Origin of the sequence: Streptomyces sp. NBRC 110611 (assembly GCF_001590865.1) — a bacterium.
Classification (GTDB): Bacteria; Actinomycetota; Actinomycetes; order Streptomycetales; family Streptomycetaceae; genus Streptomyces.
Window position 1 is genome coordinate 249347 of sequence record NZ_BBUY01000007.1, and the last position, 25714, is coordinate 275060.

A 25714-nucleotide genomic window follows, 5' to 3' on the forward strand; every position below is an offset into this window, starting at 1 on the left:
CCGGGCACCGAGCAGCGACGAACTTTTCGAAGCAGAAAGCGAGCACGACGACAGCCATGGCCAAGGCTCAGAACATCCCCCTGGGATCGACGACCACCGGCTCCCTGGCGGTGGCCGCGGAGTCCACCGTCGCGACGAGGATGAGCGCCCCGCCGTCCTTCGACGTGGCCGACTTCCCGGTCCCGCACGGCCGCGAGGAGGAGTGGCGCTTCACCCCCCTGGCACGCCTGAAGGGCCTGCACGACGGCAGCGCCGTGGCCGCCGGCCCGGACCTGAAGATCGACATCACCGCGCCCGAGGGCGTCACCCACGAGCTGGTCGACCGTACCGATGCGCGGGTCGGCAAGGCCGGCACGCCGGTGGACCGGGTCGCCGCGCAGGCGTACAGCTCGTTCGAGAAGGCGTCGGTCGTCACCGTCCCCAAGGAGACCGTGCTGACCGAGCCGATCCGCATCGCGGTGCACGGTGAGGGCGGTACGGCCTTCGGGCACCAGGTGATCGAGCTGGGCGCGTTCGCCGAGGCGGTCGTGGTCATCGACCACACCGGGGATGCCGTGCTGGCCGCCAACGTCGACTACGTCCTGGGCGACGGCGCCAAGCTCACCGTCGTCTCCGTCCAGGACTGGGACGACACGGCCGTTCACACCGGGCAGCACAACGCGCTGGTCGGCCGGGACGCCTCGTTCAAGTCGGTGGTGGTCACCTTCGGCGGTGACCTGGTCCGCCTGCACCCGCGCGTCGACTACGCCGGTCCGGGCGGCGAGGCGGAGTTCTACGGCCTGTACTTCACCGAACAGGGCCAGCACCACGAGCACCGTCTCTTCGTCGACCACCAGGCACCCAACTGCCGCTCCCACGTCACGTACAAGGGCGCACTGCAGGGCGACGACGCGCACGCGGTGTGGATCGGCGATGTGCTGATCCAGGCCTCGGCGACCGGCACGGACACCTACGAGCTCAACCGCAACCTCGTGCTGACCGACGGCGCGCGGGTCGACTCGGTGCCCAACCTGGAGATCGAGACCGGTGAGATCGTCGGTGCCGGCCACGCCTCGGCGACCGGCCGGTTCGACGACGAGCAGCTGTTCTACCTGATGGCCCGTGGTATCCCCGCCGACGAGGCCCGCCGCCTGGTCGTCCGCGGCTTCTTCGCCGAGCTCGTCCAGCAGATCGGGCTGCCGGACGTCGAAGAGCGCCTGATGAGCAAGATCGAAGCCGAGCTGGAAGCGACCGCGGTATGAGCTACGTACGCGCGGCCGCGCTCAGCGAGCTGGAGGAGGACACCCCCAAGCGGGTGGAGCTCGACGGCGTCCCCGTCTCCCTGGTCCGCACCGAGGGCGAGGTGTTCGCGATCAACGACATCTGCTCGCACGCGAACGTCTCCCTCTCCGAGGGCGAGGTCGAGAACTGCCACATCGAGTGCTGGCTGCACGGCTCCAGCTTCGACCTGCGTACCGGCAAACCCGACAGCCTTCCCGCGACGCAGCCCGTCCCCGTATACCCCGTAAAGATCGAAGGGGACGACGTGCTCGTCTCCGTCACCCAGGAGTCCTGAGGCACCATGGCAACGCTTGAGATCCACGACCTGCACGTCTCCGTCGAGGCCGAGAACGGCCCGCGCGAGATCCTGAAGGGCGTCGACCTGACCGTGAAGCAGGGCGAGACGCACGCCATCATGGGCCCCAACGGCTCGGGCAAGTCGACCCTCGCCTACTCCCTGGCGGGCCACCCCAAGTACACGATCACCGGTGGCTCGGTCACCCTCGACGGCGAGGACGTCCTGGAGATGTCCGTCGACGAGCGCGCCCGCGCCGGCGTGTTCCTGGCGATGCAGTACCCGGTCGAGGTGCCGGGTGTCTCGGTCTCCAACTTCCTGCGCACCTCCGCCACCGCCATCCGCGGCGAGGCCCCCAAGCTGCGGCTGTGGGTCAAGGAGGTCAAGGAGGCCATGGCGCGCCTGTCGATGGACCCCGCCTTCGCCGAGCGCAACGTCAACGAGGGCTTCTCCGGCGGTGAGAAGAAGCGCCACGAGATCCTTCAGCTGGAGCTGCTCAAGCCGAAGATCGCGATCCTCGACGAGACCGACTCCGGCCTCGACGTCGACGCCCTGCGCATCGTCTCCGAGGGCGTGAACCGCGTCCGCGAGACCGGCGAGGTCGGCACGCTGCTGATCACGCACTACACGCGGATCCTGCGCTACATCAAGCCCGACCATGTGCACGTCTTCGCCAACGGCCGGATCGCCGAGTCCGGCGGCCCGGAGCTCGCGGACCAGCTGGAGGCCGAGGGCTACGACAAGTACGTGAAGGGCGGCGCAACGGTATGACACAGCTGCCGGGCCTCCTCGACACCGAGGCGATCCGCAAGGACTTCCCGATCCTGGACCGGGTGCTCCACGACGGCAGGAAGCTCGTCTACCTGGACAACGCGGCGACCTCGCAGACGCCGCGCCAGGTCCTCGACGTTCTCAGCGAGTACTACGAGCAGCACAACGCCAACGTCCACCGCGGCGTGCACGTCCTCGCCGAGGAGGCCACGGCGCTGTACGAAGGCGCCCGTGACAAGGTCGCCGCGTTCATCAACGCCCCCAGCCGCGACGAGGTGATCTTCACCAAGAACGCCTCGGAGTCGCTGAACCTCGTGGCGAACATGCTCGGCTGGGCCGACGAGCCCTACCGGGTGGACTCCGACACCGAGATCGTCATCACGGAGATGGAGCACCACTCCAACATCGTGCCGTGGCAGCTGCTCGCGCAGCGCACCGGCGCGAAGCTGAAGTGGTTCGGCCTCACCGACGACGGCCGCCTCGACCTGTCCACCATCGACGAGGTCATCACGGAGAAGACGAAGATCGTCTCCTTCGTCCTGGTCTCCAACATCCTGGGCACCCTCAACCCGGTCGAGGCCATCGTGCGCCGCGCCCAGGAGGTCGGCGCCCTGGTCCTGATCGACGCCTCCCAGGCCGCCCCGCACATGCTGCTGGACGTCCAGGCGCTGCAGGCCGACTTCGTCGCCTTCACCGGCCACAAGATGTGCGGCCCGACCGGCATCGGCGTGCTGTGGGGCCGCCAGGAACTCCTGGAGGACCTGCCCCCCTTCCTCGGCGGCGGCGAGATGATCGAGACCGTCTCGATGCACTCGTCCACCTACGCGCCCGCACCGCACAAGTTCGAGGCCGGTACGCCCCCGATCGCCCAGGCCGTCGGCCTCGGCGCGGCCGTGGACTACCTCACCGGCATCGGCATGGACAACATCGCCGCGCATGAGCACGCGCTGACCGAGTACGCCGTCCGCCGGCTGCGAGAGGTCCCCGACCTGCGCATCATCGGCCCGACGACGGCCGAGGACCGCGGGGCGACGATCTCCTTCACCCTCGGCGACATCCACCCCCACGACGTCGGCCAGGTCCTGGACGAGCAGGGCATCGCGGTACGGGTGGGGCATCACTGCGCGCGGCCGGTCTGCCTGCGGTACGGAATTCCCGCGACCACGCGAGCGTCGTTCTACCTGTACTCCACCCCGGCCGAGGTCGACGCCCTGGTCGAGGGGCTGGAGCACGTACGGAACTTCTTCGGCTGAGGGGCTGGCACGTGAAGCTGGATTCGATGTATCAGGACGTCATCCTGGACCACTACAAGCACCCCCATGGGCGCGGTCTCCGGGACGGCGATGCCGAGGTGCACCACGTCAACCCGACATGCGGTGACGAGATCACGCTGCGGGTGAGGTACGAGGGTGCCACGATCGCGGATGTCTCGTACGAGGGGCAGGGCTGCTCGATCAGCCAGGCCAGCGCGTCGGTGCTCAACGACCTGCTGGTCGGCAAGGAGCTCGGCCAGGCGCAGAAGATCCAGGAGACGTTTCTGGAGCTGATGCAGTCCAAGGGCCAGGTCGAGCCGGATGACGCGATGGAGGACATCCTGGAGGACGCGGTGGCGTTCGCCGGTGTCTCGAAGTACCCGGCGCGTGTGAAGTGCGCGCTGCTGAGCTGGATGGCCTGGAAGGACGCCACGGCCAAGGCCCTGTCCCAGGAGGCGAAGACCGCATGACCGACACCCCGACCACCACCAAGCCGGCCTCCGAGGAAGAGGTCCGCGAGGCGCTGTACGACGTCGTCGACCCCGAGCTGGGCATCGACGTCGTCAACCTCGGGCTGGTCTACGGCGTCCACGTCGACGACGCCAACATCGCCACCATCGACATGACGCTGACCTCCGCGGCCTGCCCGCTGACCGACGTCATCGAGGACCAGGCGAAGTCCGCCACCGACGGCCTGGTCAGCGAGCTGCGCATCAACTGGGTCTGGATGCCCCCGTGGGGCCCCGACAAGATCACCGACGACGGCCGCGAGCAGCTCCGCGCGCTGGGCTTCAACGTCTGACGTGACGCCGCACCGCGGCGCAGCGTCACGGCCCCGTGCCCGCCGGTTACCCGCCGGCGGGCACGGCCGTTTCGCCATTCCGCCACCGCCGCTGCCGTACGGACCGGAGCCGATCGCTGAGACCGGTTCGCCTCCGCGGGCGCCCTCCGGTTAGGTTTCGGACATGACCGATGCTGCTGTTTCCGCTTCCGCTCCGAACCCCCGTACCACCGGCGCCGTCGCCGCCGGGCTCGCCACCGTCACCCCCGACGGCACCGTTCTCGACACCTGGTTCCCGGCCCCCGAGCTGGTCGCCGACGGCGCCGGCCCGGCCGGCACCGAGCGCCTGGACGCCGAGCGTGCCGCCGAACTGCTGGGCGCCGCCGCGCGCAAGGCGATCGGTCCCGACCCGGTCCGCGGGGTCGAGGTGATCGCCGTCCGTACGGTCATCGCCGCCCTCGACGACAAGCCGCTGGACGCGCACGACGTCTACCTCCGCCTCCACCTGCTCAGCCACCGCCTGGTCAAGCCGCACGGGCAGAACCTCGAGGGCGTCTTCGGCCTGCTGGCCAACGTCGCCTGGACCTCGCTGGGCCCGGTGGCCGTCGACCAGCTGGAGACCGTGCGGCTCAACGCCCGCGCCGAGGGGCTGCACCTCCAGGTCACCAGCGTCGACAAGTTCCCGCGGATGACCGACTACGTCGCGCCCGCCGGCGTACGGATCGGGGACGCCGACCGGGTCCGCCTGGGCGCCCACCTCGCGGCCGGCACCACCGTCATGCACGAGGGTTTCGTCAACTTCAACGCCGGCACCCTGGGCACCTCCATGGTCGAGGGCCGGATCAGCGCCGGCGTGGTCATCGGCGACGGCACGGACATCGGCGGCGGCGCCTCGACCATGGGCACCCTGTCGGGCGGCGGCAAGCAGATCATCTCGATCGGCGAGCGCTGCCTGCTCGGCGCCGAGTCCGGCATCGGGATCGCGCTGGGCGACGAGTGCGTCGTCGAGGCCGGCCTGTACGTCACCGCGGGCACCCGCGTCACCATGCCCGACGGCCAGATCGTCAAGGCCGCCGAGCTCTCCGGCGGCGACAACATCCTCTTCCGCCGCAACTCCACCACCGGCACCGTCGAGGCCCGCCCGAACAAGGCGGCCTGGGGCGGCCTGAACGAAATCCTGCACAGCCACAACTGAGCGGACGCGCGCGACCGAGCGGGTACGGCAGGCATCGGCGACGGCCCGGCGGACGAATTCCTCCGCCGGGCCGTCGCCGTACGCCCGGCCGGTCAGTCGCCGTCCCACCGCTAGGCTTACGCGCATGCGTGATCTTGCAACGGGGATACGGTATTTGGGCAAGGGCCAGCGCTGGGTTGCCCAGCACGGCCGGTGGTGGGGTTTCGGCATGATTCCGGCGCTGATCGCGCTGGTGCTCTACGCCGGGGTGCTCACCGCCCTCGCCATCTGGTCCGGCGATATCGCCGCCTGGGCCACGCCGTTCGCCGACGACTGGGGCTCGCCCTGGCAGGGGCTGCTGCGCGGGGTGTTCGTGGCCCTGCTGATCGCGGGCGGGCTGCTGCTGTCGGTGCTCACCTTCACCGCCGTCACCCTGCTGATCGGTGACCCCTTCTACGAGTCGCTCTCGGAGAAGGTGGAGGAGAGCGAGGGCCACTGCCCACCCGGGCCGGGGCTTCCGCTGTGGCAGGAGATCCTGATCGCGCTGCGGGACAGCGTCCATGTGCTGCTGCGGGCCGCGGGATTCGGGATCCTGCTGTTCGCCCTCGGATTCGTGCCGGTCATCGGACAGACTGTGATTCCCGCGATCGGCTTCTGCGTCTCCGGCTTCTTCCTCGCCGTCGAGCTGACCTCGGTGGCCCTGCAGCGCCGCGGCATCCCGGTGCGCGAGCGGCTGCGGCTGCTGCGCGGCCGTACGGCGCTCGCGGTCGGCTTCGGCACCCCGCTCGTGCTGCTCTTCCTGGTCCCGTTCGTCGCGGTGGTACTGATGCCGGGGGCGGTGGCCGGGGCGACCCTGCTGGTGCGGGACCTGGCACCGGCCGAGCAGGCACCTCCGGATCACGACCGGCCCGCGCCGAACGCCTCCGCACCGAACGCGTCCGCGCCGAACCAGTCCACGCCGAAGGGGTCCACGCCGGACGGTGGTGGGGCCGCGCGCGTCTAGGGATGTCGAACGCATCCCGTAGGGGTGGTTCGAACGGATTCCCTAGGGGATGCGAGGGCCCCCTGCGGGGCCACAACGGGGTGGGGTGCGGCGGTATTCCCGGATTCCCGGCGGCGGGGCCGGTGTTCCCGGTGGCGGGGCGGGGCGAGTCGCCAAGGGCGTGGCCGCGCAGCGGCGTTGCGGCCGGGGCGGGGCGGGCCCGGGGTGGGGCGGGCCGGCGGGCGGGCCGGGGCGCGGAGCGGCCGCCGCGCCTTTTGGGTGCGACGGCCGCCCGGGCATCACAGGCCCATCACGCGTCAGTCAGGCCGTTCCGCGAACGCTTCAGGTCCTGGGTGCGCTCGGATGCGGACTCCTCCGACGACCTCCGCTTCTGCTGGCCGGAGCGCCGCTCCGCGGCACGGTCCTTGCTGCCCGACTTACGGTTCTGCGCCTTCGGCATGATGACTCCTCATGTCTCGCCGAATGTTGCTTACGTGCCCAGTAGCGCACCCCCGATGATGGTTGGCGCCCGGACCACGGCCAGTCGGGTGACGTTGACGTCACGGGGTGTGATCGCGCCTGGTCGACGCGGGGTGATCAGGGCTGGTCGAGGCCGGGCGTCCCGGTCACGGCCGGCGGTCACTGGCCATGGCTCATGACCGAGGGCCGCTGGTTGCCGGTCATGGCTCACGGCCGTACGCGCAGTACCTGCGGGTCGTGGTCGCTGGCCTGGTCGGCGTACTCGGCGTTGAGGTGCACGATGTCGTAGTCGGCCCGGGACAGCCGCCGGCTGGTGAGCATATGGTCGAGCACCTGCGAGTTGCCGTCGTAGACGTACCCGTACCGCTCGGCCTGCGGCAGCCTGTCGACCAGGTCGGTGAGCACCCCGCCGGCGGTGAGGTTCTTCAGGGCCGGCGAGAACGAGTAGTCGTTGAGGTCGCCGGCCACCACCACCGCTGCCTTGGGATCCACCGCCAGCAGCTCCTTGACGAAGGTGTTGACCAGCTTCGCCTGCGCGATGCGCTGGCTCTCCGAACTCCGGGCCGGCGGCTGGAAACGGCCGTGCAGCCCCTGGTCGCCGCCCTTGGAGTTGAAGTGGTTGGCGATCACGAACACCCGGCTCTCCGGGCGGCTCCGCAGCGAGAACTGGCCGACCAGCGGCTTGCGGCTGGTCTTCCACGCCGGGTCGGTGGGCGCGATCCGGCCGGGGGACGCGGACAGGGTGGCCCGGCCCTGGTCGGCGATCACCTTCACCGGCGTGGTGGCGTCGCCGCCCTCGATGTCCGTGAAGGACACCCGCGCGGGGTTGAACAGGAACGCGACCCGGATGTTGCCGCCCGGCTGGCCGCCGTCCTGCCCGTTCACCGGGTCGATCTGCCGCCATGCGTACGCCGGTCCGCCGGCCGCCTTGATCGCCTCGGTGAGCCTGGTGAGGGTCGCCCCGGCGGTGACCGTACCGTCGTCGGCCGGGCCGTTGTCGTCCTGGACCTCCTCCAGGGCCACGATGTCGGGGGCGGACAGATTCCGCACCAGCGCCTTCGCCAGCCGGTCGAACTTGGCCTGCGGGGTGGCGGGGGAGAGGTTCTCGACGTTGTAGGTGGCCACCGCCAGCTCGTCCGGCCGCTGCTTGCGGGTGGTCTCCGGCGCGGGGCCGCGGTCGGTGAGCCTGCCCAGCTCGGTGGCCTGGAGGGTGTAGCCGCCGAAGCTGCCGTAGTCCAGCGGTCCGGCGGTGGTGCCGGTCAGCTCGTCGCCGACGTCGGCCACCGGGAACGGCCGCCGGTCGGAGGGAGCCGGCGAAGCCACCTTGATCCGGCCGCCGTTGGGGTCCCCGTACGAGCGGTAGAGCGTGCCGCCGCGGACCGTGCGGTTGTGCCACGGCTCGGCGGTCACCCACAGCTCGTGGTACTTGCTGGTCGGCCCGACGACCCGCGCATCGGACACCGAGACCCGCATGCCCTCCAGCGACTCGTAGCGGTCCAGCGCGTACGAGGCGGGGCGCAGCGGCAGGGATTCGATGTTCCGGCCGCCCGCGTCGGGGGCGTAACGATTCGGCACCGAGGCCGGGTGGAGACGGAAGGCGGCCGGCAGGGGGTTGCCCGTGGAGACGGTCCGCCAGGTCGCGTCGGTGATCTCGGTCACGGACTGGAGACCGGCGTCCTTGCCGCCCGGGTAGTACTCGCTGACCGTGCCGGAGACGGTGACCGCGTCGCCGATGGCGACCTTCGGGGTCTCCTTGCCGGTGAAGACGAAGACCGCCTCACTGGTGGCCGGATCGCCGTCCGGCCGCGGGTCCTGCACCCAGAAGCCGCGCGACGAGCCGGCCGAGCGGACCGCGGTGACCGTGCCGGGCACCTCGCCGACCTGCTTCCCGGCCAGCGGGGATATGCGGGTGCTGCCCTGGATGTCGTGGATCCGGGCCCCGGCCGCGGACGCGGACTGGGTGGCGGTCAGCAGCCCGCCGACGAGGGCGGCGGCCACCACCGCGCCCAGGGCGGCCGGTCTGCGGTGGAGCGGACGACGGGATGGCGATGGTGTGGGACGAACGGATGGCGATGGTGTGGGACGACGGGACGGGACAGTGCGACGACGGGACGGCATACATGCCTCCGAGGGGTATGGGGGGTGAAGGGGGAGTGCGTGAGGGTGAGTGGGAGTGAGTGGGAGCGAGTGGGAGTGAGGGACGATGCGGGGGGGGCGAAGGCGAGCGTGAACGAGGCGTCGCGATCACCGCGCGCGGAGCCGCACCCCGCGCTACGCGCGTCAATTTCCGGTGTGTGCCAGGGAGTTGTCAAGGTCTTCCCGGTGATCAGCGGGCGGAGCGGGGGTGAACCGTCTGACATACGGCGAATTCCGTCTACGCTTGGGCGGCGCACACGCCGTAGTCCGTCCGAGGAGCTGAGCACCCGATGTCCGCAGACCGCCCCACCCTGCCGCCGGTGCGGCTGCGTCCCGAAGCGGAGCTGGCCCGGGACGCGCTGAGTACCCCCCTGATGGCCCGGGCCGTGCGACTCGCCCGCTGGGCCGAGCCCGGCGTCCCGGTCGGGGTGGGCGGCGAGCTCTTCCAGGACTCGCTGGCCGCCGCCACCGACCACCTCGGACTGGCCGGTGACGAGGACGGGCCCGCCCACGCTGCCGAGGCCTGGCAGCTCGCGGTGGACACCGGGCTGGTCGAGATCGAGGAGAACGAGGCGGCGGCGGAGACCGAGGGGGCCGAGGAGGCCGAGGGGGCGGCAGGCGCCGCGGGGGCCGAGGAAGCCGCGGGAGCCGGGGAGCTGTCCGACGGCGCGGTCGCGGATGGTACGGCTACCCCGGGCGAGGAGCTGGGCCTGCTCACCTCCGGCAGCCCGCAGGACGTCCTCGACATCTGGCTCGCCGGCGTGGAGACCGTCTTCGCCGACGCGGCCGCCCCGGACCTCGCGGACATCGCCGAGCAGATCGCCGAAGGCGGCGAACTGGACCTGGACGCGATCGACTGGAACCCGGAGGAGGAAGCCGAGCTGCTGGAGGGCATCCTCGGCAACCTCTACCTCCTCTCCGCCCTCGCCGACGACCCCGGCCGGGACGTACCGCTGCCCGCCCTGGCCGCCTCCGTGGTCGTCCCGGACGATATGGACGAGCCCACCGACGACGTCCTCGAGGAGGTCTCCGAGGTGATGATGCGCCTGGACGACCAGTTCCGGGTGCTGGCGCCGATCGGCCTGGTCGCCTACCGGCCGGTCGACGAGGCGCTCATCGAGGAGCTCGACGAACAGGACGAGGACCGGGGCGCGGAACCGGGACGGACGGTCCGCCCCGTAGGGGCTTCGGCAGGCTCCCGTCCGGACGGGACCTCCGGCACCGAGCCGCTCACCGACGAGGACGTCTCCCGCTACGGCCTGGTCCGGCTCACCCCGCTCGGCGTCTACGCGGTCCGCGCCCGGCTGCTGGACGCCGGCGCCCACGCCCCGGCGGTCGGTGACCTCAGCGACAAGGGCGCCGATGTCCTCCTGGACGAGCTGCCCGACTACCCCGAGGGGATCGCCCGGGCCGAGTCCGAGCTGTGGCTCGCCGCCCGTCAGCCGCTGGACGCGGCCCGGGACCTGCTCGCCGCCGCCCGCGGTGACGACGCATACGCCCCGGGCCGCCGGCTCGCCGCCCAGCAGACCCTCTCCCTGGCCGCGCCGGAGGCCGAGGCGGCCCTGCGCGAGGTGCTCGACGACCGGGAGCTGGGCGGGCTGGCCCGGGTCTGGCTGGCCGAGCGCGCCCTCCCCGGCATCCCGGAGCCGTCCCAGGACATGATCTTCTGGCTGACGGTGGACACCGTCGCCGCCCAGCTGGACCGCGCCGACGAGGACACCGAGGCCGAACTCCGCGATCTGGTACGCGGCTTGAGCGACCAGCACAGCGGATTCTTCGACGCCGTCTGGCGGGTGGACCACCCGGCCACCGCCGACGTCCTGGAGGCCATGGGCCGACTGCACCCCGACAAGAAGTCGGCCAAGGAGGCCCGCAAGGCCGCCTTCAAGGCGCGCTCGCGGCAGTCGCACTGACGGCGGGGGCCGACACCACAGGCCGGAGGGCCGGGAGGGCCGGGTGCCCGCCCGGCCCTCCCGGCTACCTGGAGACAGGCCAACCGCTTCCTGGACGTCGCGCCGCGTTCAACTCGAGTTCGACGACGCGCGAGAGCGTGTGCGGCGCACAGGGGAGCAGAAGACGGCCATCCAGGAGATGACAATGCCGCTCACGCGGAGAGATTTCGCCAAGCGTTCCGCCTTCGCCGGCGCCGGGGTCGCGCTGGCCGGCAGCGTAGGTGTGCTGGCCACCGCGCCGGGGGCGATCGCCGAGGCAGCGCCGGACGCCGGCCCGGACGGCGCGGCGGGCGGGGCGGACGCGGCGGGCGGTCACGGTGCCGACCGCGGTATCGGCTACGGCCCGCTGATCCCGGACCCGGAGGGCATCCTCGCGCTGCCCGCCGGATTCTCGTACAAGATCGTCACCCACTGCGGTGTCACCCGGCTCGACAGCGGTGAGTTCACCCCGTCGAACCACGACGGCACCGGCACCTTCGCCGGCCGGCGCGGCACCACTCTCCTGGTCAACAACCACGAACTGAAGGGCCCGCGCGCCGACTGGCCGCACCCGGTGCCGCTCGCCGAGGGACTGGTCTACGACCCGGCGGCCTCCGGCGGCTGCACCATCGTCGAGGTGGCCAAGGACGGCACCACGGTCGGCGAGTGGGTCGGCATCGCCGGTACGTCCACCAACTGCGCGGGCGGCACCACTCCCTGGGGCACCTGGCTCACCTGCGAGGAGTCCGAGCACAAGGCCGGCGAGCACGGCATGACCAAGGATCACGGCTATGTCTTCGAGGTCGACCCGCACGACCTCAAGGCCGGCCGGAACCCCAAGCCCCTCAAGGCGCTGGGCCGTTACGCCCACGAAGCCGTCGTCGTCGACCCCAAGCGCGGCCACCTCTACCTGACCGAGGACGCCGACCAGCCCAACGGCCTCCTCTACCGCTGGACCCCGCCGCCCGGCTTCCGCCACGGCCGCGGCCGGCTGCGTACCCTCGACGACAACGCAGGTGTCCTGGCGGCCTTCAAGTGCTTCGACTCCGGCGGCCGGTTCGTCGACGACCTCTCCCGGGCCACCAGGACCGGCACCGTCTACGGTGTCGACTGGGTCGAGGTCCCCGACCGCGACGCCCGTACCGTCCCGGTGCGCAAGCAGTTCAAGGACGGCGAGATCACCCGCGCCCGCAAGCTGGAAGGCATGTGGTGGGCGGACGGCGGCGCGTACATCGTGTCCTCCTACGCCCGTGCGGAGAGCCCGGTCCGGCACGACGGGCAGGTCTGGTTCTACGACCCGAAGCGGCGCACCCTGACCCTGAAGGTGCTGCTGGGCGTCAACCCCGACCCGGGCGAGGACGGTGCACTGGACGGCCCGGACAACATTACGGTCTCGCCCTACGGCGGCCTGATCATCGCCGAGGACGGCGAGGGCGTACAGCACCTGTTCGGCACCACCGACGACGGCCGGTCGTACCCGATTGCCCGCAACGAACTCAATATCGGCACCGCGGACAAGCCGGAGTTCAGCGAGTTCACCGGACCGGTCTTCTCCCCCGACGGGCGGACGCTGTTCGCCAACATCCAGGAGCCCGGCATCATGCTCGCCATCACGGGCCCCTGGAAGCGGCAGCACCGGCACCGGCCGTAGGCCTGCCGGATGGGCGGTCGGGCTCTAGAGCGCCTGGCCGCCCGGCTTGACCATGCCGCGGACGGTGCGGGCGTCGACGAACTCGCCCAGTGCCGTCATCTCCCACTCACCGGAGAACTGGCGGATCAGCTTCGCCATCATCACGCCCGTACGGGGCTCGGCGTGGGTGAGGTCGAAGCGGACCAGTTCCTCGCCGCTCTGGGCGTCGACCAGGCGGCAGTAGGCCTTGGCGACATCGGAGAACTTCTGACCGGAGAAGGAGTTCACGACGAAGACCAGGCCGGTCACCTCTGCGGGGAGGCCGCCGAGGTGGACGGTGATCGACTCGTCGTCGCCGGCGCCCTCGCCGGTGAGGTTGTCGCCCGAGTGCTGGATGGCACCGCCGAGGATCATCAGCTTGCCGAAGAAGCAGTTGTCGACCTTCTTGCGGTCCGGGCCGTAGGCGATGACCGAGGCGTCCAGGTCGATGTTCTTGCCGCGGTAGGCGGGCTCCCAGCCGAGACCCATACGGACCGAACTCAGCAGCGGACGGCCGCCCTTGACCAGGGAGACCGTCTGGTTCTTCTGGAGGCTGACCCGGCCCTTGTCGAGGTTGACCTTGCCGGAGCCGGCGGGCAGGGGAGGCGCGGTGGGGGAGGCGGCGGCCGCCGGCGGGGCAACCGGGGCCGGGGTGCCGGTCGGCGGTCCCCACTGGCCGGCGGGGGCCGGGTGAGCCGGGGGTGCCGGAGGTACCGGGGCAGTCGGTGCGGCTGCGGCAGGTGCAGCAGGTGCAGCAGGTGCCGCGGGGGCTGCCGGGGTGACGGGAGCGGACGGTTCCTCCACGCTGACGCCGAAGTCGTTGGCGATCCCCGCCAGCCCGTTGGCGTAGCCCTGGCCGACCGCACGGACCTTCCAGGCGCCGCCGCGGCGGTAGATCTCCACGACCACCAGCGCGGTCTCCGGGCCCAGCTGCGGCGGGGTGAACGAGGCGATGACGCTGCCGGTGTCGGCGTCGCGGACCGTGCCGGTCGGCTCGGTGCCGGCGAAGGTGGTGCCGGGGGCGTCGAGACTCGCGGTCACCACGATCTTCTCGATGCCGTCGGGCACCGCGGCGGTGTCCACCGTGATGGTGTCACCGCCGGAGGCCGCCGCGGAGTGGGTCACGCCCGGTCCGCTGGGCTGGTTGTAGAAGACGAAGTCGTCGTCGGAGCGCACTTTGCCGTCGGCGGCGAGCAGCAGGCCCGACACGTCCAGCCGTACCGGGGCGGTGACGTCAACCGCCACTCGCGCGGCGGTGAGCGGGAGGTTCGAGCCAGGAGTCATAGCGGTCATGCCGGAACCAACGATCGGCTCGCCTTTGCGGTTCCATTACCTACGGCTCTCTTACACACGGCTCTCTCGCGCATGGCTCTCTCACACACGGCTCTTCTACGCGCGGCTCCCTCGCGCACGGCTCCCGCCTCACCGGTCACGGGAGTTGCCGAAGAGCAGCCGGTAGCCGATCAGCAGGACCAGCGCACCGGCGATCGACGCGATCCACATGGACGGCTCGCCGAAGTCCTTCGGAATCGGGCGGTCCAGGAACTTGGTGGAGAGCCAGCCGCCGATGAAGGAACCCGCGATGCCGATCAGCGTCGTGCCGACCAGTCCGCCCGGGTCCCGGCCGGGCAGCAGGACCTTGGCGATGACACCTGCGATCAGGCCCAGGACGAGCCAGCTGACGATACCCATGTTGCGTTCCTCGTTCCTGCACGACGGGTGGTCGGTACACCCACCAGGACGCAGCCGGGGACGTCAGGGTTCCGTGCCGCCGCCGCGGACCGGCTCAGACCTCGCCGCGGGTGCGCCGGCGCCGTACCCACCAGATGCCGCCGGCGAAAGCCGCCAGCAGCGCGCCCGTGCCCGCGGCGATCTCGGTGGTGCTGGTGTTCTCGCCGGTGCCGCTGCCGGCACCCGCCGTCATGCCGGCCCTGGGCGGTGTGCTGGATCCGGTGGCACGGTGGCCGTTGCTGTTGCCGGTTCCGGTTCCGGTTCCGGTTGCGGGGCCGGTGGTGCCGGTGGCCGCGCCGATATGGACCGTGCCGGCGATCTCCTTGCCGTTGTCACAGGTGCCGCCCACCCCGTAGGTGCCCGGTTCGGTGTCGGGCCGGAGCTTCAGCCAGGCGGCCAGCGGGCCCTTGTCGGAGCCGCGGGTGAAGGAGAGGGTGCCGCCGCCCACCGTGCTGGCGTCGATGCTCGCGGAGCGGCTGTTCCCGCAGTCCGTGGTGGACAGTGAGACGGTGGCGCCGGGCCGGGCCGGGTCGGGGGAGGTCCCGATGTCACCGAAGTCACCGGCGGACGCCGTGGTGGTGGTCAGGCCGAGGACGACGGCGGACAGCGCGGTGCCGGCCAGCGCGGCGGACCGTGCGGCGCCGGTGAGCAGTCGGGGGGATCGCATCTGAGGCCTCCGCGAAGCGCGGATGTGACACACCCTCGCGCCACGGGGAAGTTGGTGGAGTTCCGCGCCTCCTGAGTCCGGAATACGCCGACCGGGCCCGGACGGGCCTGCTGACGTGCGGTGTTCGGGTGACGGGCGGAGCGGGACGGGTGACGGGGGAGCGGGACGGGTGAGGGGAGTGGGCCGTCAGCCCGGGCGGACGAATCCGCATTCGTACGCGGCGATCACCGCCTGGGTCCGGTCCCGCACCCCGAGCTTGGCCAGCACCCCCGCCACATGGGTCTTCACGGTGGCCGGGCCCACCCCCAGACGTTCCGCTATCTCCGCATTCGTCATGCCGGCCGTCATCAGCCGCAGCACCGCCCGCTCCCGCTCGGACAACCGGGCCCGCAGCGCCCGCACGGTGTCCTCCGCGGCCCGCCGCCCCGCGTGCTCGGTGGCCAGCCGGCGCACCGCCGCCGGGAACAGCAGCGAGTCGCTGCGGGCCACCAGCCGTACGGCCTGGACCAGGTCCTCCGCCCCGGACCGCTTGAGCAGGAACCCGCTGGCGCCGGCCCGCAGCGCCTCGTACACATACGCGTCGTTCTCGAAGGTCGTCACGACGACGATGCGCGGCGGCCGGTCCATCCCGGTGAGCACCTGCTCGGTGGCGCGGATTCCGTCGATCTCCGGCATCCGCACGTCCATCAGGACGACATCGGGGCGCAGGGCCCGGATCAGCGGTACCGCCTCCGCGCCGGTCGCCGCCTCGCCGACCACCTCCATGTCGGCCTCGGCGCCCAGGATCGCGCGCAGCGCCGTACGCACCATCCGCTCGTCGTCGGCGAGGACGATCCGCAGCGGGCGGATCGCGTCGTCGCCGGATGCCGACCCGCCGTCGTCCCGGCCCGTCATCCCCGTTGTCTCCGTCACCGTGTCGCCTCTCCCGCCGTTTCTCCGGCCGTTTCTCCCGCCGTTCCGCGTTCCGTGTCCGGTTCCGCGCCGGGCAGCGGCAGCCGGGCCGTCAGCCGCCATACGCCGTCCCGGGCGCCGGCCGTCGCCTCGCCGCCCAGCAGCCGCGCCCGTTCGGCGATCCCGTGCAGGCCCCGGCCGCCGCCCGAACGGGCCGGGGGATCCTCACCGGACAGTGGGTGGTCGCCGGGCATCGGGTTCTCCAGCAGCAGCGTCAGCTCCCGCTCGTCCCGCCGCAGACGGAGCCGTACCGGCACCGGCCCGGCGTGCCGCAGCGCGTTGCTCAGGCCCTCCTGCACGATCCGGTACGCCTCCCGCGACACCATCGGCGGCAGGTCCGCCCACCGTCCCTCGACCGTCACCCGTACTCTCACGCCCGCCGCACGGGTCCGGTCCAGCAACGCCTCCAGCGCATCCAGACCGGGTGCCGGTGCCGGCCGGCCGGTGTCCGTCTCCGTCTCCTCGCGCAACAGGCCCAGTACGGTGTCGAGTTCGGCGACCGCCTCCCGGGTGGTGTCCTCGATGGCGGCCAGGGCCTGCCGGACGAACTCCGGGTCCGCGTCCAGCACCCGGCGGGCCGCGCTCGCCTGCAGCGTGACCGCGCTCAGCGCATGCCCCACCGCGTCGTGCAGCTCGCGGGCCAGCCGGTTACGGGTCGCCAGATCAGCGGCCCGGTGCTCGGCGGCGGCCAGCCGGTCGGCGGGCGTGGGGCCCAGCAGCACCGGCGCGCAGCGGGCCAGCAGCGCCCCGGCCGCCCAGGCGGTGCCGACGACCAGGGCCAGCAGCCCCAGCCCGGCGAGCGGGCCGTACGCGACGGGCAGAGCGCGCATCCAGTCCGGTACGACGCCCTTCAGCGGGCCCGACAGCGGCAGCAGGATCAGTACCACGGCGGCCGGCGGCGCGGTCAGTGTCATCCCGCTGACGACCCCGCCGGCCAGCAGATGCGCCACGAACCACAGGGCGCTGCGCCGACGGGCCGCCCAGGAGAGGGCCGGCCCGTCCGCCAGCCGCTCCGCGGGCACCCCGCACAGCGACCGTACGGCCGTCGCCTCCAGCGGCCGCAGCAGCGGGAAGAGCAGCGCGGCCAGCGCGGCCGGCGGCAGGGCGCAACCGAAGGCGATGAACTGCCAGGGCGCCTCGCGCAGCGGGTCGGCACCGTCCACGAGCAAGGGGGCGGCGACCGAGGCCAGCAGGTAGAACGGCATCAGCAGGGCGCCGCCCAGGATGAGATGGGCCCAGCGGCTGCCTATCGTCCGGAGCCGCCCCCGCCGTACTCCGACGCTCATATGCACAGCGTAGGCCAGGTGGGGCAGTGGCATGGGCGCGGACCCGGCACGGTACCGCCGGCCTCCGCCTCCGGCGCTGCCGGCCCGGCCCGGCCGGTGTCCTTGACCCGTCTGTTCGGGCAGCCATACAGTCCCGGCGTGACGGGAATGGAGGACGAGGACGAGGACGGCGCGGCGGACACCGTCCGCGGCACGCTCACCGTCCGTGGCCCCGTCCGGGTGCGTACCGCCGACCGCGCGGACCTGGCGGCCATCGCCGCCCTGCACACCGCCGCCCGCGCCGCCCACCACCGCGCCCGTTTCCCCGGCGCCCCCTTAGACGATCCGGCCGGCCACGCCCGCCGGTACGACGCCTGGGCCCGCGCCCTGGACCACGACGACACGGCCCTGCTCTGCGCCGTCCGGAACGGCACCGTTCTCGGCGCCGCCTGCTACCTCCCCCACGGCTCAGCGGCGCGGGGGAACCACCCTCGCGCCGACCGCGCCCGCCCCACCGTCACGCTCCACCAGCTCCACGTCGCCCCCGCCCACTGGGGCACCGGCATCGGCCGCGCCCTGCACACCTCCTGTCTCCGCCGCTGGCACACCGCCGGCTTCACGCGGGCCGTCCTGGACGTGCGCTGGCACAACCGTCGGGCCCGCGCCTTCTACCGGCGCCTCAGCTGGCGCCCCGACCCCGACCGCCGCCCCGCCCCCGACGCCACCCACCTCACCCTCACGCTGGACCTGCCCCAGGACCGTCCACCGCCGCCCGTCGGGCGATGAGCTGTAGCCGCTCCGCCGTCCGCCCGTTCATCGTCATCACCGAACCCCACCGCTCCGCCACCACCGAGAAGCCCGCGGCCCGCACCAGCCCCCGCAGCCGATCCGGCGGATGGTGCCGGAACACCCCGCCGTCGGGCGTCTCGAACACCCCCGACGTCCCGTACCACTCCGCGAACCGCGCATAGCGCTCCTGGTTCAGCGGATCGCCCTGCAACGGCACATCGCTGAGGTACAGCACCCCACCGGGCCGCACCAGCCGCCCCAGCTCTGCCACGATCGCCGACTGTTCCTCGTCCCCGGGCACGCAAGTGAGCACCGCGAACAGCAGCGCCGCGTCGAAGGAGCCTTCCTCGAACGGCAGCGGAATCCCGGTCCAGCGCATCAGATCCAGCTCCGGATGCTCCCGCCGCCCCCGCGAGATCAGCGCCGCGGAGACATCCACCCCGCGCACCTCGCGGTACCCCAGCCCGGCCAGCTCGGCGGTGAGCCTCCCGTAGCCGCAGCCGTAGTCCAGCACCCGCGCGGTCCGTGGAACGTAGGCGTCCAGAAGCTCCGGATCGAGCGGGTGGGTGAACGTCTTGGCGGCCCCGGTGGTCTCCCAGAAGCCGAGAAATCCCTGTGACGAGGTCATGGCCGCACGGTACCGGCGGTCCCGCGGGGCGCCGGTGAGCCTCGCCTACCGGCGTCCTTCATGCGGGTGGTTGCGGAGTTCGATGTTCAGGTCGGAGACCTTGCTCCGGTCCTCGCGCGCTTCGGCAAGCCGGCGCTCATGTACCAGCGCAGCGCAGACGTCGCAGCTGGGGGCGGGTTCGGGCGCGGGCCGGGGGATGCCGAGGTGGACGGGTGGGGTCAAGCGCCGCGCATTCTGTTCGGGCACGACAACTCCTCTCCGTAGCGATTCCGCTACCAGGAGGCCTCGGAGTGGCCTAGAGTCAGGGGCCATTCAACCTGCCACTTGTGGGCGAAAGGGCGGTGAACGTCCCCTGAATCGCAATGAGTTGAACCCGGACGCCTCCCCTCGGGCGGCCTACGGAGCACGCTTACGCCGTCTGCGAGAGGCGCGGAGATGGACTCAAGAGGACCTGGCCGAGCGTGCGGAATATTCCAGTGTGCATGTCTCAGCCGTCGAAAACGGCAGAAAGCCTCCAACCCTCCGGTTCGCGCGCAGTCTGGACCGGGCCTTCGGCTTCGAGGGCACAGCGGACTCGTTCGAGCGTGAGTACCGCGAGATCAAGCAGGGCAGCCTGCTGGAGGGTTTCCCGGAGTACGTCGAGTACGAGGGCCGGGCAGTGGAGATCCGGCTCTACAACATCGGGATCATCCCCGGCCTGTTGCAGACACCGGAGTACGCACGCGTGCTGGTGGACAGCGCCGTGCGGCGGGGAGCCATCACGCCCGAGCAGGCGGAGGAACGTGTCGCGCTTCTGGCGGAGCGTCAGGCGGCACTGGAGCGGCCTCGGCCACCCATGGTGTTTGTGACCCTGGACGAAAGCTGTATTCGTCGGCCGGTCGGCGGCTCCACCGTCATGGACGCACAGTTGGCGCGGCTGGTCGAGTTCGCCGAACTGCCGAACACGCTGTTGCAGGTGGCACCGTTCGAGATAGGGGAGCGCCGCGCGCTCAACCTGCCCGTCAACCTCTTGACGCTGCCGGACCGGTCCCTGGTCTGCTACGCCGAATCTCAGGCTCAGGGAAACCTGGACCGGGAGCGTACCTCCGTGGTGCCCGTTCTGACGGAGTACCATCAATTGCAGGCCGAAGCTTTGTCGCAGGCGGCATCCGTGGCCATGATCGAGCAGGTACGAAAGGGAACCCCGTGACGACCGAATCCCCTTGCTGGTTCAAGTCCTCCTACAGCGACAACGGCGGCGACTGCGTCGAGGCCGCCGCCAACATCCCCGGCGTCGTCCCCGTCCGTGACAGCAAGGACCCGCACGGCCCGGCGCTGGCCTTCTCCGTGTCGTCCTGGCAGACGTTCGTGGCCAGCGTCAAGGATGGCGAACTTCCCACCCGTTGACCCTGAGGGCCCGGCCGGGGGACGCCCGGGCCGGGCCGGAACATCATGGACGGGGCGGTCCGCGCCGAGCAGAGTGGGGTCATGCAGCGACACGAGCCACTCGCCGGGGCCGAATTCGCGCCCGAGACCACCTACCTGAACTCCGCCTCCAGCGGACTGCTTCCGCGCCGCAGCGCCGCCGCTCTGCGCGCGGCCCTCGACGAATCCACCTCCTACGGCACCATGGGCCGCGACTACTTCGCCGCCGCCACCGCCTCCCGTGCCGCCTTCGCCCGCCTGCTGGGTCTGCCCGCCGAGCGGGTCGCCATCGGCAGCTCGGTCGCCGTACGGTCCGCGCTGATCGCCGCCTCGCTTCCGCCCGGCTCCGAAGTCCTCGCCCCCGAGGGCGACTTCAGCTCCCTCCTCAACCCCTTCGGCACCCACCCCGGCATCACGCTGCGCACCGTTCCCCTGGAAGCGCTCGCCGACGCGGTGCGTCCCGGCACCGCACTGGTCGCCTTCAGCGCCGTGCAGTCGCTGGACGGCCGGATCGCCGACCTGGCCGCGGTACGGGAGGCCGCGCGGGCCCACGGGGCGCGCACCTTCGTCGACGCCACCCAGGCCGCCGGCTGGCTGCCGCTGCGCGCCGCGGACTTCGACTACCTCGTCGCCGGCGCCTACAAGTGGCTGCTGTGCCCGCGCGGCGCGACGTTCCTGGCGTTCGGCGGCGAGGGCACGGGCGGACCGGACTGGCCGGCTCCGCTGCACGCCGGCTGGGCCGCGGGCGAGGACCCCGGCATGTCCAACTACGGCCTGATCACCCCGGCCACCACCGCCCGGCGCTTCGACGAACCGCCGGTCTTCCTCTCGTACGTCGGCGCCGAACCGTCGCTCGCCCTCATCGGGGAACTGGGCGTGGCCGCGATCCACGACCACAACACCGGGCTCGCCGCGTACTACCGCGAGGGGCTGGCCGCACGCGGTCTGACGCCGCGCCCCGCGCCCGGCTCGGCGATCGTCTCCACTCCGGGAATCGCGGACGCCGCGGGCCGGCTGGCCGAGGCGGGCGTACAGGTCTCGGTGCGTGGCGGACTGCTCCGCGCGGCCTTCCACCTCTACAACTCGACGGCCGACGTGGACCGGCTGCTGGCGCTCCTGGGGTAGCCGGCCTCAGATCTCCCCGCGCCTCAGATCTCCCCGCGCACCATCCGCATCAGCCGGTGCAGCACCGCCCCGTCGCTCACCCGCAGGCCGTCGTGCTCCCATTCGTTGGTCACCCACACCCGCAGCCCGCGGATGGTCTCGGCGGTGCGCAGCGCGTGCGCGGTGTCGACGTACATGTCGTCGAAGTACACCGCCGCGGCGGCCGGCACCTCATTGGCCGCCAGCCGCCCGGCGTCGTACAGGTCCGGCCAGTCCGTCCGCTCCGCCAGCGCCTGCGCGGTCTCCTTCAGCGGGCGGAGCGCCGGATCGGTGTCGAACAGCCACGGGTACATCATCTCGCCGGTGAAGTACACCGGCCCGTCGCCCGCCAGCGCCACGTCCACGTCGAAGGCCGCGAACTCGGACCTGAGCCGCTGGGCCGCCCAGCCGGTGGGCCCCGGGTCCACCGAGCGCTGTCCGTAGAGCGACTCGTGCAGCACCGCGAACAACGGGGCGGCGGCGTGGGAGAGATGGTCCTGTACGGAGTGCAGGAAGGTGTCCGCCGGTTCGGGCCCGGCCGCACCTGTCACCCAGGCCTCGGCCACCAGGTGGTGCAGGGTGTGCGAACCGGCTCCGCTGCCCAGCATCAGGCCCAGGGCCTGGAACGCCTCGGCGGTCAGCAGTCCGCCGCCCGGCAGCCGTACGGTGTGCTCGCGCAGGTGCTCCGCTATCCGCCGCACCGCCGCCACGTCCTGCGGATAGCGGGCGTAGTGCGCCGCGTTCTTGCGGGCGACCCGCGGATACGCCGCCCGGTAGACATCCTCGGCGGTCGCCGTCAGCCCCGGCAGACCGCCGGTGACATACGCCGCCGACAGCCCCTCGGGGGCGTGCGAAAGGTAGGAGACCGTGCAGAACCCGCCGAAGCTCTGGCCCAGTACGCTCCACGGGCCGCCGTCCGGGACCAGCCGGCGGCGGAACAGCTCGGCGTCCCGCACGATCGAGTCGGCCCGGAAGTGCGCCAGATACGCGGCCTGCCGCTCCGGTCCGCCGCGCAGCGGCAGGGTCTGGCGGTTCGCGGGGGTCGAGCGTCCGGTACCGCGCTGGTCGAGCAGCAGCACCCGGTGGTCCTCCAGCGCCCGCTTCAGCCAGGACTCCTGCCCCACCGGACGCGGGGAGGGGAACCCGGGGCCGCCCTGAAGGAACAGCAGCCAGGGCAGTTCCTCGTCCTCCCGGCCCGCGGCCACCGCCTCCCGGCCGTACACCGTCAGCCGCTCACCGCCCGGATCGTCGTGATCCAGCGGCACCTCCAGCACATGGTCGGTCAGTACCACCCCGGGCAGCCGGTCGACAGCCATGACTCCTCGAACCCTCCTCGCACGACAGGGCGCGGCCGCCACACGGACCCTGCCGTGCGCGGCCGCGCCATCTGTACGACCCGGCCCCTGGTGCCGGGGGCCGGACCTCACCTCACCGGACTGAAGTCCCGCGCGCCGATGAACGCCGGACGCCGGACCGGAGCCGCGAACGGCTCCACCGCCGCATTCTCCACGCTGTTGAAGACGAGGAAAACGTTGCTGCGCGGGTACGGCGTGATGTTGTCGCCCGAGCCGTGCATCGCGTTGCAGTCGAACCAGGTCGCCGAACCGGCCTCACCCGTGAACAGCCGGATGCCGTACTCCGAAGCCAGCCGGGTGAGCGCCTCGTCCGACGGGGTGCCCGCGTCCTGCATCTGCAGCGACTTCTTGTAGTTGTCCTTGGGCGTGGCACCCGCGCAGCCCAGGAACGTCCGGTGCGAGCCCGGCATGATCATGAGCCCGCCGTTGCTGTCGTAGTTCCTGGTGAGCGCGATCGACACCGACACGGTGCGCATGTTCGGCAGACCGTCCTCCGCGTGCCAGGTCTCGAAGTCCGAGTGCCAGTAGAACCCGCTCGCACCGAAACCCGGCTTCACATTGATCCGGGACTGGTGGACGTAGACGTCCGAGCCCAGGATCTGCCGCGCCCGTCCGGCGACGCGCGGATCGGCGGCCAGCTCGGCGAACACCTCGCTGATCCGGTGCACCTCGAAGAGCGAGCGGATCTCCTTCGAGCGCGGCTCCACGATGGCGCGCTCGTTCTCCCGCATCGCGGGATCGTTGATCAGCCGCTCCAGCTCGGCACGGTAGACGGCCACCTCGTCCGGGCTGATGAGCTGGTCGACCGTCAGGAACCCGTCCCGTTCGAACCCCGCCAGCTCCTCGGCGGATACCGGCCCCGCCGCGCCCGGCTCGGACCACACCACGGGGTCCTTGCGCTCGATGAGCACCTCTTCGGTGCCCCGGGTCGGATACAGGTCGGCGGTGCGCTCGGGTGCGGTGGTCATGTGCTGCCTTCCTCTCCTCTCGTACGGAATCTGGCGTACGCGATCGATGCGTGAGGTGTGCGGTCTGTGCTGTCTGGTGCCTTTCTCAGCTGCCGGACGGGGCTGGGGGTCCCCCGGCGGTAGCTGGGGGAGGGCGACGGTCCGGACCGCTCGGACCGGCCGCAGGGTGCGGGCCGGTCCGAGGGTGCGGGCCGGTCAGGCGGTCCGGACCGGCTCGGGCTCCGTGTCCGGCTCGGTCAGCAGGGGGTATACCCCGTTCTCGTCGTGGTCCTCGCGACCGGTGACCGGCGGGTTGAAGACGCAGAGGCAGCGGAAGTCCTTCTTGATCCGCATGGTGTGCTTCTCGTGCCCGTCGAGCAGGTACATCACGCCGGGCGTGATGGTGTGCTTCTCGCCGGTCTCGTCGTTGGTCAGCTCGGCCTCGCCCTCGGTGCAGACGACGGCCTCGATGTGGTTGGCGTACCACATGGAGGTCTCGGTGCCCGCGTAGAGCACGGTCTCGTGCAGCGAGAAGCCGACGCGCTCCTTGGCGAGGACGATGCGCTTGCTCTCCCACGTGCCGGACTTGGCCTTGACATGGCGGTCGGTGCCTTCGATGTCCTGGAAGGATCGGACGATCACGGTGAGTCGGTGCCTTTCTGTGAAACGGTGGGGAGCTGTGCGGTGCGCCCCGGAGCCCTTTCCGCTCCAGCGGCGCCGCCTGCGCGGCTCAGGCGCAGTCGCGGACCGCGCGGCCGAGGACGCGCAGGCCCTCGTCCAGCTCCTCGGGGGTGGTCGTCAGGGCCGGCAGCAGCTTGACGACCTCGCTCTCCGGGCCGGAGGTCTCGATCAGCAGACCCAGCTCGAAGGCGCGCTTGGCGATCTTTCCGGCGAGGCTCTTGTCGTTGCACTCCAGGCCCCACACCAGACCGCGGCCGCGGTACTCGGCGAAGGTGTCCGGGTGCTCCTCGACGAGGGCCCTCAGGTGTGCTTCGACGATCTCACCGCGGGCCAGGGTCTGCTTCTCCATCTGGCCGTCGGCCCAGTAGGTGTCCAGCGCCGCGGCGGCGGTGACGAACGCCGGGTTGTTGCCGCGGAAGGTGCCGTTGTGCTCGCCCGGCTCCCAGATGTCCAGCTCGGGCTTGAACAGGGTGAGCGCGAGCGGCAGGCCGTAGCCGCTGATGGACTTGGAGACGGTGACGATGTCCGGCACGATGCCCGCCTCCTCGAAGGAGAAGAAGGCACCCGTACGGCCGCAGCCCATCTGGATGTCGTCGACGATCAGCAGCATGTCCTGGCGCCGGCACAGCGCGGCCAGCGCGCGCAGCCACTCGGGGCGCGCCACGTTGATGCCGCCCTCGCCCTGGACCGTCTCGACGATCACGGCGGCGGGCTTGTTGAGGCCGGAGCCCTGGTCCTCCAGCAGGCGCTCGAACCACAGGAAGTCGGGGGTCTGCCCGTCCAGGTAGTGGTCGAACGGCATCGGGGTGCCGTGCACCAGCGGGATGCCGGCGCCGGCCCGCTTCATGGAGTTGCCGGTGACCGCGAGCGCGCCCAGCGACATGCCGTGGAAGGCGTTGGTGAAGGACACGATCGACTCGCGGCCCTTGACCTTCCGGGCCAGCTTCAGCGCGGCCTCGACGGAGTTGGCGCCCGTCGGGCCCGGGAACATGACCTTGTAGGGCAGGTCGCGCGGCCGCAGGACGATGTTCTGGAACGACTCCAGGAACGCCCGCTTGGCCGTGGTGGACATGTCCAGGCCGTGGGTGATGCCGTCCCGCTCGATGTAGTCGATCAGGGCGCGTTTGAGGACCGGGTTGTTGTGGCCGTAGTTGAGCGATCCGGCACCGGCGAAGAAGTCGAGGTAGGTGTGCCCGTCCTCGTCGGTCAGCCGGCTGCCCTGCGCGCGGTCGAAGACGGTGGGCCAGCCACGGCAGTAGCTGCGCACCTCCGACTCAACGGTCTCGAAGACGCTCAGATCGGGCTGGGTGATGGTCACAGCATGCTCCTGGGAGATGAGTGCGGGGATGAGAAAGTCTGTGTTCCGGGGCGCCGCGGCCGCTGTTCCGGGCCGGGGTGCCGGGCCGGGGTGCGGGGTGCGG

Annotated in this window: 27 protein-coding genes; 14 read left to right on the forward strand and 13 right to left on the reverse strand. The window is 71.6% G+C overall.

The annotated features are described in order from the left end of the window. Positions 1 to 56: 56 nt before the first annotated feature. From sufD to AZE13_RS18190, 8 genes are all read left to right on the forward strand, one after another. Positions 57 to 1241, forward strand: coding sequence for a Fe-S cluster assembly protein SufD (sufD, locus tag AZE13_RS18155; RefSeq protein WP_066932487.1), 1185 nt, complete (start codon positions 57 to 59; stop codon positions 1239 to 1241). Next, positions 1238 to 1555, forward strand: a complete 318-nt coding sequence (locus AZE13_RS18160) for a non-heme iron oxygenase ferredoxin subunit (protein ID WP_066932489.1) — start codon at positions 1238 to 1240, stop codon at positions 1553 to 1555. Before sufD ends, AZE13_RS18160 begins: the two co-directional genes overlap by 4 nt. Positions 1556 to 1561: 6 nt before the next feature. Continuing rightward, positions 1562 to 2326 (forward strand): Fe-S cluster assembly ATPase SufC, encoded by a 765-nt coding sequence (gene sufC / locus AZE13_RS18165; protein ID WP_066932491.1) that lies wholly within the window; start codon positions 1562 to 1564, stop codon positions 2324 to 2326. Next, positions 2323 to 3579 carry a cysteine desulfurase gene (locus AZE13_RS18170; protein WP_066932492.1) on the forward strand — a complete coding sequence of 419 codons (1257 nt, stop codon included), beginning with the start codon at positions 2323 to 2325 and terminating at the stop codon, positions 3577 to 3579. The genes sufC and AZE13_RS18170 overlap by 4 nt, the downstream gene beginning before the upstream one ends. 11 nt (positions 3580 to 3590) lie before the next feature. Further along, on the forward strand, positions 3591 to 4049 hold the full coding sequence (sufU, locus tag AZE13_RS18175) for a Fe-S cluster assembly sulfur transfer protein SufU (RefSeq protein WP_066932494.1): 459 nt from the start codon (positions 3591 to 3593) through the stop codon (positions 4047 to 4049). After that, complete coding sequence (locus tag AZE13_RS18180) at positions 4046 to 4381, forward strand: metal-sulfur cluster assembly factor (RefSeq protein ID WP_066932496.1); 336 nt, start codon at positions 4046 to 4048, stop codon at positions 4379 to 4381. The genes sufU and AZE13_RS18180 overlap by 4 nt, the downstream gene beginning before the upstream one ends. A gap of 163 nt (positions 4382 to 4544) precedes the next feature. Further along, positions 4545 to 5555 (forward strand): 2,3,4,5-tetrahydropyridine-2,6-dicarboxylate N-succinyltransferase, encoded by a 1011-nt coding sequence (dapD, locus tag AZE13_RS18185; protein ID WP_066932498.1) that lies wholly within the window; start codon positions 4545 to 4547, stop codon positions 5553 to 5555. A 124-nt stretch (positions 5556 to 5679) separates the two neighbouring features. Then, on the forward strand, positions 5680 to 6537 hold the full coding sequence (locus AZE13_RS18190) for an EI24 domain-containing protein (protein WP_079124117.1): 858 nt from the start codon (positions 5680 to 5682) through the stop codon (positions 6535 to 6537). 289 nt (positions 6538 to 6826) lie between these two features. Here the strand turns inward: AZE13_RS18190 and AZE13_RS36955 are convergent, their stop codons facing one another. Both AZE13_RS36955 and AZE13_RS18195 read right to left on the reverse strand, forming a co-directional pair. After that, positions 6827 to 6976: a hypothetical protein gene (locus AZE13_RS36955; protein ID WP_181690372.1), complete on the reverse strand. Its 150-nt coding sequence runs from the start codon at positions 6974 to 6976 to the stop codon at positions 6827 to 6829. Positions 6977 to 7203: 227 nt separating this feature from the next. Next, the gene (locus AZE13_RS18195; RefSeq protein WP_079124118.1) at positions 7204 to 9114 is read right to left on the reverse strand and encodes an endonuclease/exonuclease/phosphatase family protein; all 1911 of its coding nucleotides are present in this window, start codon (positions 9112 to 9114) and stop codon (positions 7204 to 7206) included. Between the two features lie 308 nt (positions 9115 to 9422). On the opposite strand from AZE13_RS18195, the gene AZE13_RS18200 reads away from it, so the two are divergent. Next, entirely contained in the window at positions 9423 to 11045 is a 1623-nt protein-coding gene (locus AZE13_RS18200; protein WP_066932500.1) for a hypothetical protein, read from the forward strand. 184 nt (positions 11046 to 11229) lie between these two features. Then, positions 11230 to 12714 carry an alkaline phosphatase PhoX gene (locus AZE13_RS18205; protein WP_066932502.1) on the forward strand — a complete coding sequence of 495 codons (1485 nt, stop codon included), beginning with the start codon at positions 11230 to 11232 and terminating at the stop codon, positions 12712 to 12714. Positions 12715 to 12738: 24 nt separating this feature from the next. On the opposite strand, the gene AZE13_RS18210 is transcribed toward AZE13_RS18205, so the two are convergent. From AZE13_RS18210 to AZE13_RS18230, 5 genes are all read right to left on the reverse strand, one after another. Continuing rightward, the gene (locus tag AZE13_RS18210; RefSeq protein WP_079124119.1) at positions 12739 to 14025 is read right to left on the reverse strand and encodes a TerD family protein; all 1287 of its coding nucleotides are present in this window, start codon (positions 14023 to 14025) and stop codon (positions 12739 to 12741) included. A gap of 129 nt (positions 14026 to 14154) precedes the next feature. Next, positions 14155 to 14424 carry a GlsB/YeaQ/YmgE family stress response membrane protein gene (locus AZE13_RS18215; RefSeq protein WP_066932506.1) on the reverse strand — a complete coding sequence of 90 codons (270 nt, stop codon included), beginning with the start codon at positions 14422 to 14424 and terminating at the stop codon, positions 14155 to 14157. 94 nt (positions 14425 to 14518) lie between these two features. Further along, entirely contained in the window at positions 14519 to 15130 is a 612-nt protein-coding gene (locus tag AZE13_RS18220; RefSeq protein ID WP_066932508.1) for a hypothetical protein, read from the reverse strand. A gap of 186 nt (positions 15131 to 15316) precedes the next feature. Beyond that, positions 15317 to 16024, reverse strand: a complete 708-nt coding sequence (locus tag AZE13_RS18225; protein ID WP_066932510.1) for a response regulator transcription factor — start codon at positions 16022 to 16024, stop codon at positions 15317 to 15319. 14 nt (positions 16025 to 16038) lie between these two features. Next, positions 16039 to 17367: a sensor histidine kinase gene (locus AZE13_RS18230; RefSeq protein WP_079124131.1), complete on the reverse strand. Its 1329-nt coding sequence runs from the start codon at positions 17365 to 17367 to the stop codon at positions 16039 to 16041. 147 nt (positions 17368 to 17514) lie between these two features. Here AZE13_RS18230 and AZE13_RS18235 point away from each other — a divergent pair, with 147 nt between their 5' ends. Beyond that, positions 17515 to 18132, forward strand: coding sequence for a GNAT family N-acetyltransferase (locus AZE13_RS18235; protein WP_079124120.1), 618 nt, complete (start codon positions 17515 to 17517; stop codon positions 18130 to 18132). Here AZE13_RS18235 and AZE13_RS18240 read toward each other — a convergent pair. Next, positions 18083 to 18763, reverse strand: a complete 681-nt coding sequence (locus tag AZE13_RS18240) for a class I SAM-dependent methyltransferase (RefSeq protein ID WP_066932513.1) — start codon at positions 18761 to 18763, stop codon at positions 18083 to 18085. The two genes, AZE13_RS18235 and AZE13_RS18240, sit on opposite strands and share 50 nt — an antisense overlap. Before the next feature lie 45 nt (positions 18764 to 18808). Then, positions 18809 to 19009 (reverse strand): hypothetical protein, encoded by a 201-nt coding sequence (locus tag AZE13_RS36960; protein WP_066932515.1) that lies wholly within the window; start codon positions 19007 to 19009, stop codon positions 18809 to 18811. A 106-nt stretch (positions 19010 to 19115) separates the two neighbouring features. Here AZE13_RS36960 and AZE13_RS18250 point away from each other — a divergent pair, with 106 nt between their 5' ends. From AZE13_RS18250 to AZE13_RS18260, 3 genes are all read left to right on the forward strand, one after another. Continuing rightward, positions 19116 to 19952: a helix-turn-helix transcriptional regulator gene (locus AZE13_RS18250; RefSeq protein WP_066932782.1), complete on the forward strand. Its 837-nt coding sequence runs from the start codon at positions 19116 to 19118 to the stop codon at positions 19950 to 19952. Then, positions 19949 to 20149, forward strand: a complete 201-nt coding sequence (locus tag AZE13_RS18255) for a DUF397 domain-containing protein (protein WP_066932517.1) — start codon at positions 19949 to 19951, stop codon at positions 20147 to 20149. Before AZE13_RS18250 ends, AZE13_RS18255 begins: the two co-directional genes overlap by 4 nt. A gap of 81 nt (positions 20150 to 20230) precedes the next feature. Continuing rightward, a complete protein-coding gene (locus AZE13_RS18260) occupies positions 20231 to 21292 on the forward strand; it encodes an aminotransferase class V-fold PLP-dependent enzyme (protein ID WP_107288377.1) in 1062 nt (353 codons plus the stop codon). Positions 21293 to 21315: 23 nt separating this feature from the next. Here AZE13_RS18260 and AZE13_RS18265 read toward each other — a convergent pair whose 3' ends face one another. From AZE13_RS18265 to ectB, 4 genes are all read right to left on the reverse strand, one after another. Then, positions 21316 to 22626, reverse strand: a complete 1311-nt coding sequence (locus AZE13_RS18265; protein ID WP_066932521.1) for an alpha/beta fold hydrolase — start codon at positions 22624 to 22626, stop codon at positions 21316 to 21318. 107 nt (positions 22627 to 22733) lie between these two features. Further along, positions 22734 to 23633, reverse strand: coding sequence for an ectoine hydroxylase (gene thpD / locus AZE13_RS18270; RefSeq protein ID WP_066932523.1), 900 nt, complete (start codon positions 23631 to 23633; stop codon positions 22734 to 22736). A 195-nt stretch (positions 23634 to 23828) separates the two neighbouring features. Further along, on the reverse strand, positions 23829 to 24254 hold the full coding sequence (locus tag AZE13_RS18275; RefSeq protein ID WP_066932525.1) for an ectoine synthase: 426 nt from the start codon (positions 24252 to 24254) through the stop codon (positions 23829 to 23831). Between the two features lie 88 nt (positions 24255 to 24342). Next, positions 24343 to 25611 carry a diaminobutyrate--2-oxoglutarate transaminase gene (gene ectB, locus AZE13_RS18280; RefSeq protein WP_066932527.1) on the reverse strand — a complete coding sequence of 423 codons (1269 nt, stop codon included), beginning with the start codon at positions 25609 to 25611 and terminating at the stop codon, positions 24343 to 24345. Between the last annotated feature and the right edge of the window lie 103 nt (positions 25612 to 25714).

Coding starts and splice junctions, on each gene's coding strand:
- AZE13_RS18205 (WP_066932502.1), top strand. CDS start 11,230: ATGCCGCTCACGCGGAGAGATTTCGCCAAGCGTTCCGCCTTCGCCGGC.
- AZE13_RS18240 (WP_066932513.1), bottom strand. CDS start 18,763: ATGACCTCGTCACAGGGATTTCTCGGCTTCTGGGAGACCACCGGGGCC.
- AZE13_RS18170 (WP_066932492.1), top strand. CDS start 2,323: ATGACACAGCTGCCGGGCCTCCTCGACACCGAGGCGATCCGCAAGGAC.
- AZE13_RS18195 (WP_079124118.1), bottom strand. CDS start 9,114: ATGCCGTCCCGTCGTCGCACTGTCCCGTCCCGTCGTCCCACACCATCG.
- AZE13_RS18260 (WP_107288377.1), top strand. CDS start 20,231: ATGCAGCGACACGAGCCACTCGCCGGGGCCGAATTCGCGCCCGAGACC.
- AZE13_RS18265 (WP_066932521.1), bottom strand. CDS start 22,626: ATGGCTGTCGACCGGCTGCCCGGGGTGGTACTGACCGACCATGTGCTG.
- AZE13_RS36955 (WP_181690372.1), bottom strand. CDS start 6,976: ATGCCGAAGGCGCAGAACCGTAAGTCGGGCAGCAAGGACCGTGCCGCG.
- AZE13_RS18210 (WP_079124119.1), bottom strand. CDS start 14,025: ATGACCGCTATGACTCCTGGCTCGAACCTCCCGCTCACCGCCGCGCGA.
- AZE13_RS18190 (WP_079124117.1), top strand. CDS start 5,680: ATGCGTGATCTTGCAACGGGGATACGGTATTTGGGCAAGGGCCAGCGC.
- AZE13_RS18235 (WP_079124120.1), top strand. CDS start 17,515: ATGGAGGACGAGGACGAGGACGGCGCGGCGGACACCGTCCGCGGCACG.
- AZE13_RS18200 (WP_066932500.1), top strand. CDS start 9,423: ATGTCCGCAGACCGCCCCACCCTGCCGCCGGTGCGGCTGCGTCCCGAA.
- AZE13_RS18230 (WP_079124131.1), bottom strand. CDS start 17,367: ATGAGCGTCGGAGTACGGCGGGGGCGGCTCCGGACGATAGGCAGCCGC.
- AZE13_RS18180 (WP_066932496.1), top strand. CDS start 4,046: ATGACCGACACCCCGACCACCACCAAGCCGGCCTCCGAGGAAGAGGTC.
- sufD (WP_066932487.1), top strand. CDS start 57: ATGGCCAAGGCTCAGAACATCCCCCTGGGATCGACGACCACCGGCTCC.
- AZE13_RS18160 (WP_066932489.1), top strand. CDS start 1,238: ATGAGCTACGTACGCGCGGCCGCGCTCAGCGAGCTGGAGGAGGACACC.
- AZE13_RS18225 (WP_066932510.1), bottom strand. CDS start 16,024: ATGACGGGCCGGGACGACGGCGGGTCGGCATCCGGCGACGACGCGATC.
- sufC (WP_066932491.1), top strand. CDS start 1,562: ATGGCAACGCTTGAGATCCACGACCTGCACGTCTCCGTCGAGGCCGAG.
- AZE13_RS18215 (WP_066932506.1), bottom strand. CDS start 14,424: ATGGGTATCGTCAGCTGGCTCGTCCTGGGCCTGATCGCAGGTGTCATC.
- thpD (WP_066932523.1), bottom strand. CDS start 23,633: ATGACCACCGCACCCGAGCGCACCGCCGACCTGTATCCGACCCGGGGC.
- AZE13_RS18220 (WP_066932508.1), bottom strand. CDS start 15,130: ATGCGATCCCCCCGACTGCTCACCGGCGCCGCACGGTCCGCCGCGCTG.
- dapD (WP_066932498.1), top strand. CDS start 4,545: ATGACCGATGCTGCTGTTTCCGCTTCCGCTCCGAACCCCCGTACCACC.